Source organism: Streptomyces sp. NPDC044033, assembly GCF_056434425.1.
Genome location: NZ_JBWKFF010000003.1, coordinates 316516 through 331804, shown reverse-complemented (window position 1 = coordinate 331804; position 15289 = coordinate 316516). Strand labels below are relative to the sequence as shown.

Here is a 15289-nt window from a genome sequence, read left to right as displayed (position 1 = left end):
TCGGCAGCCGGATCAGCAGCCGGGGCGGCAGCCGGATCAGCAGCCGTTCAGGATCGAGGTGAGCTTGGTCTTCTCGGCGGAGTCGACGGTGAGTTTGTAGTAGTGCTTCACCGTGACCCACATACGGGCGTACGTGCAGGCGTAGGAGTTGAGCGGCGGCATCCACTGCGCCGGGTCCTTGTCGCTCTTCTGCTGGTTGACGTTGTCGGTGACCGCTATCAGCTGCGGCCGGGTCAGGTCATTGGCGAACGCCTGGCGTTGCGCCTGGGTCCAGGAGTTCGCGCCGGAGCGCCATGCCTGGGCGAGCGGCACGATGTGGTCGATGTCCAGATCGGACGCGGCGGTCCAGCTGGCCCCGTCGTAAGCCGACTTCCAGGTGCCCTTGACCGCCGCGCACTTGGAGTCCTGCTGGACATCCTGGCCGTCCCGCTTGAGCACGACTTCGCGGGTGTTGCAGGCGCCGCTCTGGGTGATCCAGTGCGGAAACTTCGACCGGCTGTAGCCGTCCATCGACCCCTCGGCCTTCACCGTCAGCTCGCCCAGGTACGTACGGGCGGTGGCGGCGTCCGGCGGGGCGGGCGGGTCCGCCTGGGCGGCCGGGCCGTTGAGGACGATCGCGCCGAGCAGGGCGGTGAGACCGCCCGCGACGGCTATGCGACGCGCGTAGACGCTGCGGGGGGCGGAGGCATTGCGCGGACCGGACATGCGAACTCCCTCTGTGTGGGGGGCATTGGCCGTTGAGGCACGGCCAGAATCCCGGCGCCGGGTTGCCGTGGGGTGGGCGCCAAGTAACAGGGTGACGACGCGATCATGTCAAGGCAAGAGGGTTGGGCCATCTGACGCAGTACCACTCACCCGCACCTGCCGTCGCGTTGGCCGCTCTCGTCCGGCCGTACGCTGATCTGGTGTTCGCTGCCCCACTGGCTCAGCTGGTCTCCTCGGATCCTCTGACCGCTTTCGACCCACTGGCCTCACCGCACTCATCCGGCCCGCCCCTCGCGTCCGCCGCGCTGCTCCCGGTCAACGCCACCCTCGGGGCGGTGCTGGCCGTTCTGCTCGTCGCGGCCGTGGGCATCACCGCGCTCGCCCGCCTCTCGGACGGCCGGGGCCGGGGCTACGCCCGCGCCATCGCCGCCTCCGGCGTGCGCGCCGCCGTCCAACTCGCCGCCGTCTCCTACGTCATCGGCTTCGTGATCCACTCCGTCCCGCTGCTGCTGGCGTTCATCGCTTTGATGTTCCTCGTCGCGGTACGCACCTCGGGCCGCCGCGTCACGGACAACGGCACCTGGTGGTGGACGGCCGTACCGATCGGGGCGGGGGTGCTGCCGGTGGTCGCCGCGCTGCTGCTGACCGGGCTCGTACCGGTCAAGGGCATCGCGCTCATCCCGATCACCGGCATCCTCATCGGCGGCGGCCTCACCGCGACCGTGCTCGGCGGGCGGCGCGCGCTGGACGAGCTGCACGCCCGGCGCGGGGAGGTGGAGGCGGGCATGGCGCTCGGCCTCCTCGACCGCGAGGCGCGGCTGGAGATCGCCCGCCCGGCCGCCTCCGACGCGCTGCTGCCGGGCCTGGACCAGACCCGGACGGTGGGGCTGGTCACCCTGCCCGGGGCGTTCGTCGGGATGCTGCTGGGCGGTGCGTCACCGGTGCTGGCGGGCGCGGTGCAGCTGTTCGTGCTGGTCGCGCTGATGGCGGTGCAGGCGGTGGCCGTGGCGGTCGTACTGGAGCTGATCGCGCGGGGCCGGATCCACCGGGACGGGGCCGGCGGGGCGGGTCGGGAGAGGGGCCGGGGCGGTCGGCGGGTGCGGTGGCCGAGGCGGTGACGGGGCGGGGGCCGGTGGCGGACGCGGTGCCTCGTGGGCCGCTGCGGGGCGTGCCCGGCGGTGGGGCGGTCGCGTAGGCTGTTCGGAGCAGAAGGGGAGTAGCTCTTCGCCGGACCGTCGACATACTGCCCAGGCCCTTTGACATTCTTCGGAATGCGGAGGGGCTGAGCCGGCGCCCGGAGGCGACTGCGCGAGCAGCCGCCAGCGAGACCTTCGGCCGCAGTGTCCATGACGCTGTCGTGCCGAAGCGACCCCTGATCACGCAGGTCTCTCGGTGCGGCACACCCGACCGATCGAGGAAACCATCCCGTGCTCAGCATCAGCATCACCGCGCTCGTCTTCGGCGTCGTCTTCCTGGCCGAGTTGCCGGACAAAACCGCACTCGCCGGGCTCATGCTCGGCACCCGCTACCGCGCGTCGTACGTCTTCGTCGGCGTCGCCGCCGCCTTCGCCGTGCACGTGGCCCTCGCCATCGCGGCGGGCAGCGTGCTCACGCTGCTCCCGCACCGGCTCGTACAGGGCGTCGTCGGCGCCCTGTTCCTGGCGGGGGCGGCGGTGCTGCTGCTGAAGAAGGACGACGGCGAGGAAGAGATCAAGAAGCCCGTGGACCAGAGCTTCTGGAAGGTGGCCGGGGCGGGCTTCATGCTGATCCTGGTCGCGGAGTTCGGTGACCTGACCCAGATCATGACGGCCAACCTGGCCGCCCGCTACGACGACCCGGTCTCGGTCGGCGTGGGCGCGGTGCTGGCGCTCTGGGCGGTGGCGGGGCTGGGGATCCTCGGCGGCCGCACGCTCATGAAGCACGTACCGCTGAAGCTGATCACGAAGGTGGCGGCGCTGGTGATGCTCGCGCTCGCGGGCTTCAGCCTGTACGAGGCCGTGGCGGGCTGACGCGCGCAATGGGGGCGGTGGCGGGCTGACGCGCGCAATGGGGGTGGTGGCGGGCTGACGCGCGCAACGGCGGTGGTGGCGGCTGACGCGCGTAACAGGGGCGGCGGTGGCGGAGGTCGGCTCCGCCCCGCCGCCCCTTCCGGAGGCGGGCCGCCCCCGGCCTCGATTCCGTGACGTGAGAAGCGGCGTCAGCCGGTGATGCGCAGGCGGATGCCCCCGCCGGGGAGCGCTTCGGCGCGCACCTGGTCCAAGTGCGTCACGTGCGCGTCCGGGGCGAAGGCCGCCGCGCGGGGCCCGACGCCGACGACCCGCATCCCGGCGGCCCGGCCGGCCTCGATGCCGGCCTCGGAGTCCTCGAACACGACGCACTCGGCGGGCGTGAACCCCAGCTCGGCGGCGCCCTTGAGGAACCCTTCCGGGTCCGGCTTGCTCGCGCCGACGCACTCCGCCGTGATCCGCACCTGCGGCATCGGCAGCCCCGTGGCCCCCATCCGCGCCGTGGCGAGCGCGGCGTCGGCCGAGGTCACCAGGGCGTGCGGCAGTTCGGCGAGCGAGGCCATGAAGGCGGGCGCGCCGGGCACCGGCGCGACGCCGTCCAGATCGGCGGTCTCCTGCGCGAGCATCCGGCGGTTGTCGGCGTAGTTCAGCTCCATGGGGCGGTCGGGGAGGAGCGCGGCCATGGTCGCGTAGCCCTGCCGGCCGTGCACGACCTTCATCACCTCGACCGGGTCGAGCCCCTGCTCCTCGGCCCACTGGTGCCAGCAGCGCTCGACGACGGGGTCGGAGTTGACGATGGTGCCGTCCATGTCCAGGAGTAGGGCCTTGACCCCGTTGAACTCCTCTGACCTGCGCATACTGCACTCCTGGGCTCGGTTGACGCGATGCGGCGGGCACTCGGCGCGAGCCGCTTTGTTTCTCAACGATACAAAGTGGGACCGTGCACGCCAAACGGCCCCGGGGGCGCGGGGCGAGGGGGTGGGGAAGGGGGAGGAGGGAGAAGGGGAGAAACAAGTGACCCCGCCCGCCGGTCAGGGAAAACAGGCGGGATCACTTTGTTCTTCAACGATACAAAACGAGTTCACGGCTCCGTCGGCGGGGTCGCCGAGCGGGGCGGAGGCCGGTATTCCGCGGTCGGCATCGGCATCGGCATCGGCATCGGCATCGCCGTCGGTCCGCCGGTCCGCGGCCTGGCGGTCTATGCGGTGCCCGGCTCGTGGGGGTGCGACAAGCCGACCGCGGCGGCCGGCGGCGTCGGCAGCGGTCGGCGCGGTTCCCGCACCCCGGCTCCGGGCGCGCCGCCCGGGCCGCGCCCGCCGGGCAGGGCCGCCCGGCGGCGCAGCAGCAGCCGGAGGAGGAAGAGGAAGGGGAGAAGGGGCAGGGCCAGGAGCAACCACGGATTCTTCATGTCTCCACGCTCCGCCGCGAACGGTGCGAAATTCATAGCCCCGACGGGCGGTCGGAGCCCCGACGGGCGGACGGCCAGAGCCCCGACGGGCAGGCGGCCAGAGCCCCGACGGATGGTCCGGTGGTCCGGCACGCCGCCGTGGATCGTCCGCGGGGCGCTCTACCGGCCGCCCGTCTCGGCCTCCAGGGCGTAGCGGGTCCGGGGGCCGTAGACCCCGGCGGGGTCGGTGGTGATGGTCTTGGACCGTTGGAAGTCGGCGACGGCGCGCCGTTCGTCCGCGCCGAAGTAGCCGTTGATCCCGCCCTCGTACCAGATGCCGGTCCGCGTCAGGCGCCGCTGCATGTCGGCCACATCGGACCCGCGCATCCCCTCCCGCAGCACACGTACCGCCGGTGGCCGCGGGGGCGTGGAGTGGAACGGGGACGGGGCGGCCGGGCTCGCGGCGGGCGGCCGGGGGAGGTTCGGGACCGGGGTGCGTGCCGGGGGTGCGGCCCGCGACGCCCGCCCGGCCGGGGCCCGGGGCGGGGCGGCCGGGAGGGGCGGCGGCGGGGCGGCGGGCGCCGATACCGGCGCCTGCGCCGGGTTCTCGTCGGGCATCCCCTCGGGAGGCGGCGCGCTCGTACGTTCCCGGGAGAGCGTTTGGCCGTCGTCGCGGTTCCCGCCCAGCGATCCGGTGCTGATCGCGACGGCGCAGGCGACGGCCGCAGCGGCCCCGGTGGCCAGCGTGACGATCGTGGCGGTCGGGCGCCGGCGCCGCCGATGGCGCGGGGGCGGCCGGTGGGGCGAGCGGTTCCCGGTGTGGGCTGCGGGGTTTCCGCCCGGCTCGGCGGCCGGTCCGATTCGGCCCGGCCCGGGGGCCGGAACGGGCCGGCCCGGTTCGGGCGGCGGCTGGCTCCTGGCGGGCGGCGGCCCGCCGGGTAAGAGGTCCTCTCCGGGGGCGACGGGCGGGACTCCGTAGCCCGCGCGGCCCCCGCCCGGGCCCCCGGAGCGCCCTCTGCCGGGAAAAGATTCCCCGTCGGTCAAAGGCCCTCCGCCGGGAAAAGACTCCCCGCCGGGCAAAGGCCCTCCGCCGGAGAAAGACCCCCCGCCGGTCAGGGGCTCCCCGCCGAACAACGGGCCCCCGCTCAATATGGGGCTCCCGCTGGGTAAGAGGTCCCCGCCGGACAAGGGTTCCCCAGCGAAACGTACGGGCGGTGGCTGCGGTCCGCCGTCCCGGCCCGCGACGCCGTCCCCGAGCGCCACATACGGGCGTAATCGCAGCGGGTCGAAGTCCTCGGAAGCCGCGATCTCCGCTACCCGTTCCGCCGCCAGGGCGTCACAGCGGCAGCTCGGGGCGCCGTCCGTGCGGGTCGGTGCGGAGCAGCGTGGGCAGAGCTCTCCTGTCACAAATGTCCCCTCCCTGACATCGCAGCGATTATCCAGAGCGGAATGGGTTCTGCACAGGCGGCCCTCAGCTGCTGATGGCGTATATCAGCGGGCCATACCGGGGCATTCGGACCAAGATGGAGGGCAGTGCCGAGCGGGCCCGTATGGCCCCGCACGGTTCGTACGGTCCGTACGGACGACTGCCACGGCTCAGCGTGGCCGGGACCCCAGGAGGCGTCCATGGCGCAGGACGGGAACCCAGCGGGCACACCCGCGCCCTCCGAGGGGCCGCCGGTCGGTGTGCCCGGCGCGGGGCAGCCCAGGCGGACCGTTCTCATCGCGATCAGCGCGCTGCTGCTCGGCATGCTGCTCGCCGCACTGGACCAGACGATCGTCTCCACCGCCCTGCCGACGATCGTCAGCGACCTCGGCGGCCTGGACCACATCTCGTGGGTGGTCACCGCCTATCTGCTGGCCGCGACGGCGGCGACGCCGCTGTGGGGCAAGCTCGGCGACCAGTACGGCCGCAAGAAGCTCTTCCAGGCGGCCATCGTCATCTTCCTGATCGGCTCCGCGCTCTGCGGTGTGGCTCGGAACATGCCGGAACTCATCGGTTTCCGCGCTCTCCAGGGGCTGGGCGGCGGCGGTCTGATGGTGCTGTCGATGGCCATCGTCGGCGACATCGTGCCGCCGCGCGACCGAGGGCGCTACCAAGGGCTGTTCGGCGCGGTCTTCGGCGGTACGAGCGTGCTCGGGCCGCTGCTCGGCGGGCTCTTCGTGGACCACCTCAGCTGGCGCTGGGTGTTCTACATCAACCTGCCCATCGGCGTGATCGCCCTCCTCGTGATCGCCGCCGTGCTGCACATCCCGACCCGCCGCACCCCGCACCGCATCGACTACCTCGGCACCTTCCTGATCGCCGCCGTCGCCACCTGCCTGGTCCTGACGACCTCGCTCGGCGGCGTCAGCTACCCGTGGGCGTCGTGGCAGATCATCGGGCTCGGGGCGCTGGGCGTGGCGCTGCTGGTCCCGTTCGTGTTCGTGGAGCGGCGCGCCGCCGAACCGGTGCTGCCGCTGAGGCTCTTCAAGATCCGTACGTTCGCGCTCTGTTCGGTGATCGGGTTCGTCGTCGGCTTCGCCATGTTCGGCTCGATGACGTACCTGCCGACCTTCCTCCAGGTCGTCCAGGGCGTCTCGCCCACCATGTCCGGCGTGCACATGCTGCCGATGGTGATCGGCATGCTGCTCTCCTCGACGGCCTCCGGGCAGATCGTCAGCCGCACGGGCCGCTACAAGGTCTTCCCCATCGCGGGCACCGCCGTCATCGTCGTCGGGCTGCTGCTCCTGCACCGGCTCGACCCGGCCAGCGGCGTCGTCGAGATGAGCGGCTACTTCTTCGTCTTCGGCTTCGGACTCGGCCTGGTCATGCAGGTCCTCGTGCTCATCGTGCAGAACGCCGTCGGCTACGCGGACCTCGGCGTCGCCACCTCCGGCGCGACCTTCTTCCGCTCCATCGGCGCGTCGTTCGGCGTCTCCATCTTCGGCACGATCTTCGCCAACAAGCTCTCCCCGCGCATCGCCGACGCTCTGGCCGGAAAACGGCTGCCGCCCGGCGTCGACCCCAAGACGCTCTCCTCCGACCCGCGCGCCGTCGCGGGGCTCCCGCCGGGGGAGCGGTCGGGGGTGCTCCAGGCGTACTCCGTCTCGATCACGGACGTCTTCCTGTACGCGGTACCGGTCGCCGCCGTCGCCTTCCTCCTCGCCTGGCTGCTCCGCGAGGAGCCGCTGCGCGGCAGCGTCAGCGTCCCCGACACCAGCGAGGTCCTCTCCTCCAACCCCGTCGAACGCTCCTCCCGCGACGAGGCCGCCCGCGCGCTCTCCGTACTCGGCACCCGCGAGGGCCGCCGCCGCGTCTACGAGAAGATCACCGAACGGGCCGGGCTGGACCTGAAGCCCGCCGCGAGCTGGATGCTGCTGCGTATGAACCGCTACGGCTCCGTCGAGCCGGGGCTGCTCGCCGAGCGCGTGCCCGTACCGCTGCGCGTCATCACCGAGGCGGCGCGTCAGTTGGAGGAGCGGCGGCTGGCCGTACGGGAGGGGCTGCCGCTCGTGCTGACCGACGAGGGCCGGCGGCTCGCGGGCCTGCTGTACCGGGCGCGGGCGGAGTCGCTGGTCGAGCTGCTGGGCGACTGGTGGACGCCGGACCGGCCCACGGACCTCATCGAGCTGGTCGAGGAGTTGAACGGGGAGCTGTGCGGATCGGACGGGGAACGGCCGCACAACGGCGACGCGCGGCGGCCGTCGCCGCCGGAACCGGTCTGAGGGCCATGGGGCCCGCCCGCCTTCTGGCCGGGCCCCGAGGAGCCTCGCGACGGGCCTGCGCCGCGCCGGGTCAGGCCAGCTCCTTCCCGTAGCAGATCTCGGCGTGCGGGCTGTCGGAGTAGACCGGGATCTCGGTGTAGCCATGGCGTACGTAGAGGGCGCGGGCCTCCACCAGGTCGAGCCTGGTGTCGAGCACGACGCGCCGCACGCCCCAGTCGCGCGCCGCCGCCTCCGCCGCCGTGAGCAGCATGGACGCGCCACCGAGGCCGCGCTTGCCGACGCGCAGGAACATCCGCCGCAGCTCGGCGGTACGGGCGTCCAGGCGGCGCAGCCCCACGCAGCCCACCGGTTCGCCTCCGTGGCGGGCCACCAGGTAGAGGCCGTCCGGCGGGGCGAGGTCGTCGCTGGGCATCTCGCTCAGGTGCCGCTCGATCTCCTCGGCGGTCGAGCGGCGGCCGTGGTGGAGCACGTACCAGCTGTCCGCGACGTCGATCAGGTATTCGCGCAGCAGGGCGGCCGACTCGGGGGCTCCGACGGGCTGTGGGGCGACGGTCCAGCGCGCGAGGCCGGTGGCGGTGTGCGTCATGGCCGCATCCTGGCAGGCAGGGACGGGCGGCGCAGCCGAGTTTGGGCGGGGGCGGCCGGGCTACCCGAGCGCGAACGGGCCCCGGAAGCAGGGGCTCCTGCGGAAGGGACGACATGTCAACTGGCGTGATCATCATGGTGATCGTCGCCGCCGTCATCCTCCTCGCGGCGCTCGCCGCCGGGCTGCTGCGCGGTGGCCGGGGACGCGGCCGGGGGCGTGGCCTGCGGCGACGCTTCGGCCCCGAGTACGACCTGGCCCTCGCCCGGCACGAGGGCGATGCCAAGGCGGCGGAGAAGGAGCTGGGCGAACGGCTGCGGCGGCACGGGGATGTCAAGATCCAGCCCCTGACGGAGGAGTCGCGCGAGCGATACGCGGCTTCTTGGACCGGGGTCCAGGAGGGGTTCGTCGACGCGCCGGAACAGGCCGTGGCAGACGCCGAACGGCTGCTCGCCCGGCTCGTACGCGACCGCGGCTACCCGGCGGACCCCTATGACGAGCAGGTGGCGGCGCTGTCCGTGCACCACGCGTACAGCGTGCGCGGCTACCGCCAGGTGCACGCCGCCGCCGACCGGGCCCGCGAGGGGCGCGCGGCGACGGAGGAGCTGAGGGAGGCCGTCGTCGGGGCCCGGGGCCTCTTCGACGAGCTGATGGAGGAACGGCCGCGAGGGCGCGCGCACGCGTCGGATCGGCACCGTACGGGCATTCCGTGGGCGGGAGCCAACAGGCGGCACGAATCGACGAAGGGCGGGACATCGTGACGAGCGGACCCAATGGACCGGGCGGCTTCCCGGCACGTGATGGACGCGAAGGACGTGACGGCCTCGACGGACGGGACGTCCAGGGCGGGCGGGGCGGCCCCGAGGGGCGACGGCTCGGCGAGTCCGACGCGGGTGCCGCCGACCGTACGGGCGGTACGGGCGGTACGGGCGGCACGAGGTCTCCCGGGCACCACGAGCCGGGGAACCGCGAGTCCGGGGAGTACGGGCCCGGGCAGGAGGCACGCGCGGGACGCGGCGCGGCGCCCCCGCCGGGCGAGGGAAGGACCCTGGGGGAGGAGACTCCGCCGGGCCGGGGGCTGACCCCGGACAGGGACGTGGCCCCCGCCGCGGAAGAGCACACTCCGCGCGTACCGCGGCAGGGCGGGCCGGACGGCCGGGTCCCGCTCCAGGGCGAGCCGTCGGCCGCCTCGCTGCTGCCGCAGGGCGACCGCGACCGGCTCCTGCCCCAGCTGCGCCATGCGGTCAACGGCTTCGTCGACGAACCGCGGTCGTCGGTCCGGGAGATCGACGCGCTCTACGAGGAACTGACCGCACGCCTCACCGACATCCTCGGCGAACGCCGCCGCGCGCTGCGCGCCACCTGGCACGATGAGGCGGCCGAACCGCAGACGGAAGAGCTGCGCCTGGTGCTGCGCGACTACCGCGACGCGATCGAACGGCTGCTGGCGGTCTGACAGCCGCTCCTGATCCGGCAGCCGCTCTCGGTCCGACAAGTGCTTTTGGTCTGACAACTGCTCTTGGTCTGACGGCCGCCGGGCTTGGGCCCGGCGGCCGTCAGTGTCTGCCAGTGCCCGCCGGGACCTGTCAGTGCCTGCCGGACGCAGCCCTCAAGGAGTGGCCGGGACCAGCACTCGCCCGGCAGACGCTAGGCCGTCGGCGTCCGGCCCGGGTTCATGTCCGCCATGACGCCCGCGAGCTGGCCGAGGGAGAGCGGCGGGGCGGGGAGGGGGTGCGCGCCCTCCGGACGGAGGGCGTCCAGGAGCAGGGCGAGGTGCCGGCGCCAGGAGCCCGGGGCGACGGCGGCGAAGGCGGGGACGGAGCGGCCCAGGGCGGCCAGCTGGAAGAGGATGTCCTCGGCGGTGACGTCGGGCCGCATCGCGCCCTGTTCCTGGGCGCGGGCGACGAGCGTCAGCACGGTCTCGTGGTTGTGCTCCCGCAGGGCGTCGAGCGACGGTACGCCCTCGACGCCCGTGGTGATCAGGTCGTTGGCCCCTCGGTCGGCCGCGACGAGGGAGAAGATCCGCTCCCAGTACCCGCGCAGCGCCTCCCAGGCGTCCTCGACCAGCCGGGCCCGCTCGCCGGCCTCGCGCGTCGCGGTGAGCGTGTCGTGGAAGACCGCCTCGATGAGCGCCTCGCGGGTCGGGAAGCGGCGGTAGAGCGTGGCGTTGCCGACGCCGGCCCGGCGCGCGATCTCGTCCAGCGGGGCCTCCACGCCCTGTTCGGCGTAGATCTCACGGGCGGCCGCGATCAGCAGTTCCCGGTTGCGCCGGGCATCCCGCCGCAGCGCCGGGGGCTCCCCGGCCGCTTTCTCCGCGCTCGCACTCATGGCCGCACCCTAGCAACAACCGAGGAAAGGTCCCCGGTTCAGCCCGGATTCAGTCGGGATTCAACCGGGGCCGCCTGCGCCGGCAGGGAAAAGCGGAAATCCACCGGAACCATTCGCCTTCTTCCGGGCGTCGGATGCTTTTCCCCGGTCGCATTCTCCGGGGCCTTGAACGCTCGGTCCGTCGACGCGTTTCTCCGCGTCCGGCGGGCAGCCGCACCGCCGGGCCGGCTACGGGGCCGAGCTGCGGTTTCCGCCCCTCGGCGGCCCGTACCGCACCGGGTCGCCGGGCCTCACTGTCCGACGGCGAATCCGTTGGCATTCGATAACGGGCGCGCGCCCATCAATCGGGGAAATCGAGGAATGCGCCCCGCCGACCACCACGACCGCCACGACCGCTACGCGTCACTCCGTGACCAGCGCCATCGCGAAACCGTCGTAGCCCTTGCTGCCGACCGTCTGGAGCGCGGTGGCGCTCACCCGCGGGTTTTCCGCGAGAATGTCGAGGAAGTCGCGCACACCCCGCACCCCGGCATCCGTATGGGCCGGGTCGACCACCGCGCCCGACCGTACGACGTTGTCGCCGATGATCAGCGTGCCCGGCCGGGAGAGTTTTAGCGCCCACTCAAGGTAGCGCGGGTTGTTCGGCTTGTCGGCGTCTATGAAGACGAGGTCGTACGGGGCCGTGCTCCCAGGGTCCTCGGGATTTTCGGGGCTCCGAGCCGCCAGCCGGGGCAGCGTCTCCAGGGCGGGGCCGACATGGACCTCGACCCGGTCGGCGAGACCGGCGCGCGCGATGTTGGCGCGGGCGACCTCGGCGTGCGCGGGGCTGAACTCCAAGGTGTCGAGGTGGCCGTCGGCGGGCAGGGCGCGGCCCAGCCAGATGCTGCTGTAGCCGCCGAGCGTGCCGAACTCCAGGATGCGGCGGGCGCCCCGGAGCTGGGCCAGGAGCTGAAGCAGCTTGCCCTGGTTGGGGGAGACCGCGATCTGCGGCAGACCGGCCGCGTCGCTGTCGCGCAGCGCCGCGGTGAGCGCGTCGTCGGCGGGGGCGAGCAGCTCGCTGAAGTAGCGGTCGACCTCGGTCCACAGCTCCTGCGGCGGGCGGCCGGCGCCGCTCGTACCGGTCGCGCTGCCTGTATCGGCCGTGCCGTTCGGGTCCTGCCCTGCGCTCTGAGACATGAGGTCCTTTCCATTAGTTCCGCGAACAAAGTACTTAATCGATGGGGGCGCGGCAATCCCTTTCAGGCAACTGTGGGAGGTTGTCAGGTGGCCGAGGGGTGTCCTGCGTCTGTTTCCGGGGACTCAGTAAGGTTTCAACCTCCCCTAAGAGGGTGACTGGGCGACGGAGGAGCGGCGGGGCGTGGCAAATGCGGAACGGGGCGGACTGAGCGGTCCGTCGGGGCGAGGGCCCAGGATCTTCGTGGCGCTGGGAGCCCTGTGGCTCGTCGCGGGACTGCTGGCCGCGCGGCAGGCCGCGGCCGTGCTGCGGCTGCCGCCCGAGCGGCGCTTCACGGACCTGGAGACCTGGATCGGCGACCACGGCGTGCTGCACGTGAACGGCTCGCTGTACGACACGGACAAGTTCACCGGTTCGCCCTTCGCCGGGCTCGTGCTCAAACCGCTGACCCGGGCCGCCGAGCAGGGCCTCGGCCTCGTCTGGACCTTCGCCACCCTGCTCCTCGTCGTCGCGCTCGCCCTCGTCGCCGCCCGTTCCCTGCCCGGACCGGTCTCCCGGCGGACGGCACACCTGGCCGCGCCCGTCGCGATCAGCCTGATGGTGCTGTCCCTGCCGGTACGGAACACCTTCACCCTCGGGCAGACCAGCATCATCCCGGTGCTGCTCGTGCTCCTCGGCTGCTGTCTGCCGCGCCTTTCGGACCGTACGACCGGGGTGCTCGTCGGCGTCGCGGCGGCGCTCCAGCCCGCCGTCCTGCTCTTCGCGCCCCTGCTGTGGCTGGTGGGGCGCCGCCGCGCGGCCGTGGCGTCCGGCGCCGCCTTCGCCGTCTGCACGGCCCTGGCCTGGGCGGCGATGCCGGACGACTCCTGGTCGTACTGGGTGCACCACATCGCGGGCGCCGGGCTCGGCAACGCCGCCGACGGCCTCGCCAACCAGTCGCTGCACGGGCTGCTGCTGCGCGTCGGGCTGCACGGCCCCGCCGAGCTGGCCCTGTACGGGGTGCTCGCCGTCGCGGTCGCCGTGCTCGGCCTGCGCCGCGCCGCGCACTACGCCAAGGACGGGCAGACCCTGCTGGCCACGGCGATCACCGGCTGTGTCGCGGTCGCCGTCTCGCCCACCGCCTGGCAGCACCAGCAGCTGTGGATCCTGCTCGCCCTCGTCGGACGCGTCGGCAAGCGCCGCGCGGACCGGCTCGTATGGCCCGTACTCGTCGTGCTCGTCATGACGCTCAGCAGCACCGTGCTGGTGCCGGACAACCCGTTCCTCGGCCCCGTCGGCGAGAACGCGCCGCTCCTCGCGGCGCTCGCCGCGGCCTGCGCCGTGCCGTTCCTGACGCGCTCCTCGCCGCTGTGGGAGCGCCCGATGCCGACCCCGGTCGCCGAGCAGCTCCCCGGCCGGTTCGCCTGGATCCCCCTGCTCCGCTTCTGGCGGCGGCCGCTGACCCGGCCGAACCTGATGCTGGAGCTGATGCTGATCCGCATCGGCTACTTCGTCTACTCCTACATCCGCGGCAGCGCGCCCGACGAGCGGGCCACCGCCGAGCACCACGGATGGCAGATAGTCTCGGCCGAACGGTTCCTGCACGTCGACTTCGAGCACTGGTTCAACCACCTGGTGGCGAAGACCCACTGGCTCGAACACAGCATGAACTACTACTACGGGACCTTCCACTTCCTGCTCCCGCTCTCCGTGCTCGGCTATCTCTACGTACGCCGCCCCGCCACCTACCGCTGGGCCCGCACCGCGCTGTCCATCACCACCCTGCTCGCCCTGGTCGGCTTCTGGCTCTACCCGCTGGCGCCGCCGCGGCTGATGCCCGGCCTCGGCTTCATCGACACCGCCAACGGCCCGCAGGACCTCGCCAACCCGGACTACGGCGCGCTCACCAAGCTGTCCAACCAGTACGCGGCGATGCCCTCGCTGCACATCGGCTGGTCGCTGTGGTGCGGCGTGGTGATAGCGATCGTCGCGCCGAAGCTGTGGATGAAGCTGCTGGGCATGGTCTACCCGCTGCTGACCTTCTCCGTGATCGTCGGCACCGCCAACCACTACGTGCTGGACGCGGCCGGCGGCGCGACGGTCGTCGCGCTGGGCTTCGGCCTGCAGTACGCGATGACGGGGCCGGGGCGGCAGGCGCTCGGCAGGATGGGGAAGGGCGGAGAAGCCGTGGAGGCCGCGGCCGTGGCGGGCGCGGGGGCGCCGGCGGCGCAGGGCGGCGGCGCCCGGGCGTCCGGGCCGGCGGTTGCGGAGCCGGTGGCCGCGACGGCGGCGAAGGGCTCCGGTCCGGCGCACGAGCCAGGGGCCGGGAGCGATCCGGAGCCGGCGGGCGCGGGCGAAGAGGACCGCAAGGCCACTGCCTGACGCGCGGGCTCAAGGCGGAGGCCGGGGGCGGTGTCCAGCCCCCGGCCTCCGCCCCGCCCTCTTCAGGACCGCTCCCTTGACCAGCTCCGCCGACTCATGAGGCGAGGCAGCGGTCGGCACGATCTGATCGCAGTCGCAGTCGCAGTCGCAGTCGCCGTCGCCGTCGCCGTGCGCGATGGGCGTCGGGGCCCGCTCGGCCCCTGGTAGCACTGAGACCGCTCGGCGGCGACGACTCACTCCGCCGCGAGATGCTCCCCGAAGAACGCCTCGATCCGCTGCCAGGCGTCCGCCGCCGACTCCGGTTCCGGTCCGAAGCCCGTGATGCGGCGCATGACCGGTGCCAGCACGCGCGGTACGTTCTCGGCGTCGCTCAGGAAACTGTGCCCCGCCTTGGGATAGAGCTTCACATCGTGCGCGACGCCCGCGCGCTGGAGCGCCGACTCCAGCTTGGCCGCGTTGGCCCGGAACGGCCGGTCGCGCCCGCCGTAGCTCGCGACGACCGGGCACGCGCCCTCCATCGCCTGGTCCAACTCGTCCGGCAGCTGCCCGTAGTTGGCCGCCGCCGCGTGGAACCGCCCCTGCCCGGCCAGTGCCAGCGCGAACCCGCCGCCCATGCAGAACCCGATGACCCCGACCTTGCCCGTGCACGAGGGTTCGGCGAGCAGCCACTGCCGCGCCGCCTCGATGTCCGCGAACGCCGGGCCGTGCCCGCGCGCCAGCTGACGCATCGTCGGCACCATGCAGCGGATCGCCTTGCGGCCCGAGTAGAGGTCGGGCATCAGTGCCAGGTAACCCGCGGCGGCCATCCGCTCGTTGAGCCGCAGATTCACCGCGTCCGCGCCCATCGCCTCGAAGACCACCACGACCCCGGGCCGGGGGCCGGTCCCTTCGGGGCGCGCGAGGTGCCCCAACAGGCCCTGGGTGCCGGAGTGTTGGGCGCTGAGCTCGGACAGGTCCACCTTTTCATTCATGAGCGTGACCGTACGCGAGGCGTGCTGTGATCGGCAGAGCGGGGGCAGGGCGCCGTACGCGGGGCT

General features: G+C 73.0%; 14 protein-coding genes. 6 read left to right on the top strand and 8 right to left on the bottom strand.

Annotated features, from left to right (window positions below; all coding sequences use genetic code 11):
* Nucleotides 1–36: 36 nt before the first annotated feature.
* On the bottom strand, nucleotides 37–705 hold the full coding sequence (locus AC07AB_RS08880) for a GmrSD restriction endonuclease domain-containing protein (protein ID WP_478562362.1): 669 nt from the start codon (nucleotides 703–705) through the stop codon (nucleotides 37–39).
* Nucleotides 706–1010: 305 nt separating this feature from the next.
* On the opposite strand from AC07AB_RS08880, the gene AC07AB_RS08875 reads away from it, so the two are divergent.
* Both AC07AB_RS08875 and AC07AB_RS08870 read left to right on the top strand, forming a co-directional pair.
* Nucleotides 1011–1823, top strand: coding sequence for an ABC transporter permease (locus AC07AB_RS08875; RefSeq protein ID WP_478562647.1), 813 nt, complete (start codon nucleotides 1011–1013; stop codon nucleotides 1821–1823).
* A 309-nt stretch (nucleotides 1824–2132) separates the two neighbouring features.
* Nucleotides 2133–2714 carry a TMEM165/GDT1 family protein gene (locus tag AC07AB_RS08870; RefSeq protein WP_478562360.1) on the top strand — a complete coding sequence of 194 codons (582 nt, stop codon included), beginning with the start codon at nucleotides 2133–2135 and terminating at the stop codon, nucleotides 2712–2714.
* 188 nt (nucleotides 2715–2902) lie between these two features.
* Here the strand turns inward: AC07AB_RS08870 and AC07AB_RS08865 are convergent, their stop codons facing one another.
* The 3 genes from AC07AB_RS08865 to AC07AB_RS08855 all read right to left on the bottom strand — a co-directional run bounded on the left by AC07AB_RS08865 (nucleotide 2903) and on the right by AC07AB_RS08855 (nucleotide 4485).
* Entirely contained in the window at nucleotides 2903–3568 is a 666-nt protein-coding gene (locus tag AC07AB_RS08865) for an HAD-IA family hydrolase (RefSeq protein WP_478562357.1), read from the bottom strand.
* 341 nt (nucleotides 3569–3909) lie between these two features.
* A complete protein-coding gene (locus AC07AB_RS08860; RefSeq protein ID WP_478562354.1) occupies nucleotides 3910–4119 on the bottom strand; it encodes a hypothetical protein in 210 nt (69 codons plus the stop codon).
* 159 nt (nucleotides 4120–4278) lie between these two features.
* Nucleotides 4279–4485, bottom strand: coding sequence for a peptidoglycan-binding domain-containing protein (locus AC07AB_RS08855; RefSeq protein WP_478562351.1), 207 nt, complete (start codon nucleotides 4483–4485; stop codon nucleotides 4279–4281).
* 1239 nt (nucleotides 4486–5724) lie between these two features.
* On the opposite strand from AC07AB_RS08855, the gene AC07AB_RS08850 reads away from it, so the two are divergent.
* Complete coding sequence (locus AC07AB_RS08850; protein WP_478562348.1) at nucleotides 5725–7806, top strand: MDR family MFS transporter; 2082 nt, start codon at nucleotides 5725–5727, stop codon at nucleotides 7804–7806.
* 70 nt (nucleotides 7807–7876) lie between these two features.
* Here the strand turns inward: AC07AB_RS08850 and AC07AB_RS08845 are convergent, their stop codons facing one another.
* Nucleotides 7877–8392 (bottom strand): GNAT family N-acetyltransferase, encoded by a 516-nt coding sequence (locus AC07AB_RS08845; protein ID WP_478562345.1) that lies wholly within the window; start codon nucleotides 8390–8392, stop codon nucleotides 7877–7879.
* A gap of 113 nt (nucleotides 8393–8505) precedes the next feature.
* Between AC07AB_RS08845 and AC07AB_RS08840 the strand changes: the two genes are divergently transcribed.
* Complete coding sequence (locus AC07AB_RS08840; RefSeq protein WP_478562342.1) at nucleotides 8506–9150, top strand: hypothetical protein; 645 nt, start codon at nucleotides 8506–8508, stop codon at nucleotides 9148–9150.
* Entirely contained in the window at nucleotides 9147–9845 is a 699-nt protein-coding gene (locus AC07AB_RS08835; protein ID WP_478562339.1) for a hypothetical protein, read from the top strand. The genes AC07AB_RS08840 and AC07AB_RS08835 overlap by 4 nt, the downstream gene beginning before the upstream one ends.
* Nucleotides 9846–10036: 191 nt before the next feature.
* Here AC07AB_RS08835 and AC07AB_RS08830 read toward each other — a convergent pair whose 3' ends face one another.
* Both AC07AB_RS08830 and AC07AB_RS08825 read right to left on the bottom strand, forming a co-directional pair.
* Entirely contained in the window at nucleotides 10037–10717 is a 681-nt protein-coding gene (locus tag AC07AB_RS08830; protein ID WP_478562336.1) for a TetR/AcrR family transcriptional regulator, read from the bottom strand.
* Between the two features lie 402 nt (nucleotides 10718–11119).
* The gene (locus tag AC07AB_RS08825) at nucleotides 11120–11893 is read right to left on the bottom strand and encodes an O-methyltransferase (RefSeq protein WP_478562333.1); all 774 of its coding nucleotides are present in this window, start codon (nucleotides 11891–11893) and stop codon (nucleotides 11120–11122) included.
* A 181-nt stretch (nucleotides 11894–12074) separates the two neighbouring features.
* On the opposite strand from AC07AB_RS08825, the gene AC07AB_RS08820 reads away from it, so the two are divergent.
* Entirely contained in the window at nucleotides 12075–14252 is a 2178-nt protein-coding gene (locus tag AC07AB_RS08820; RefSeq protein ID WP_478562330.1) for a bifunctional glycosyltransferase 87/phosphatase PAP2 family protein, read from the top strand.
* 233 nt (nucleotides 14253–14485) lie between these two features.
* On the opposite strand, the gene AC07AB_RS08815 is transcribed toward AC07AB_RS08820, so the two are convergent.
* The gene (locus AC07AB_RS08815) at nucleotides 14486–15223 is read right to left on the bottom strand and encodes a dienelactone hydrolase family protein (RefSeq protein ID WP_478562327.1); all 738 of its coding nucleotides are present in this window, start codon (nucleotides 15221–15223) and stop codon (nucleotides 14486–14488) included.
* Nucleotides 15224–15289 lie beyond the last annotated feature (66 nt).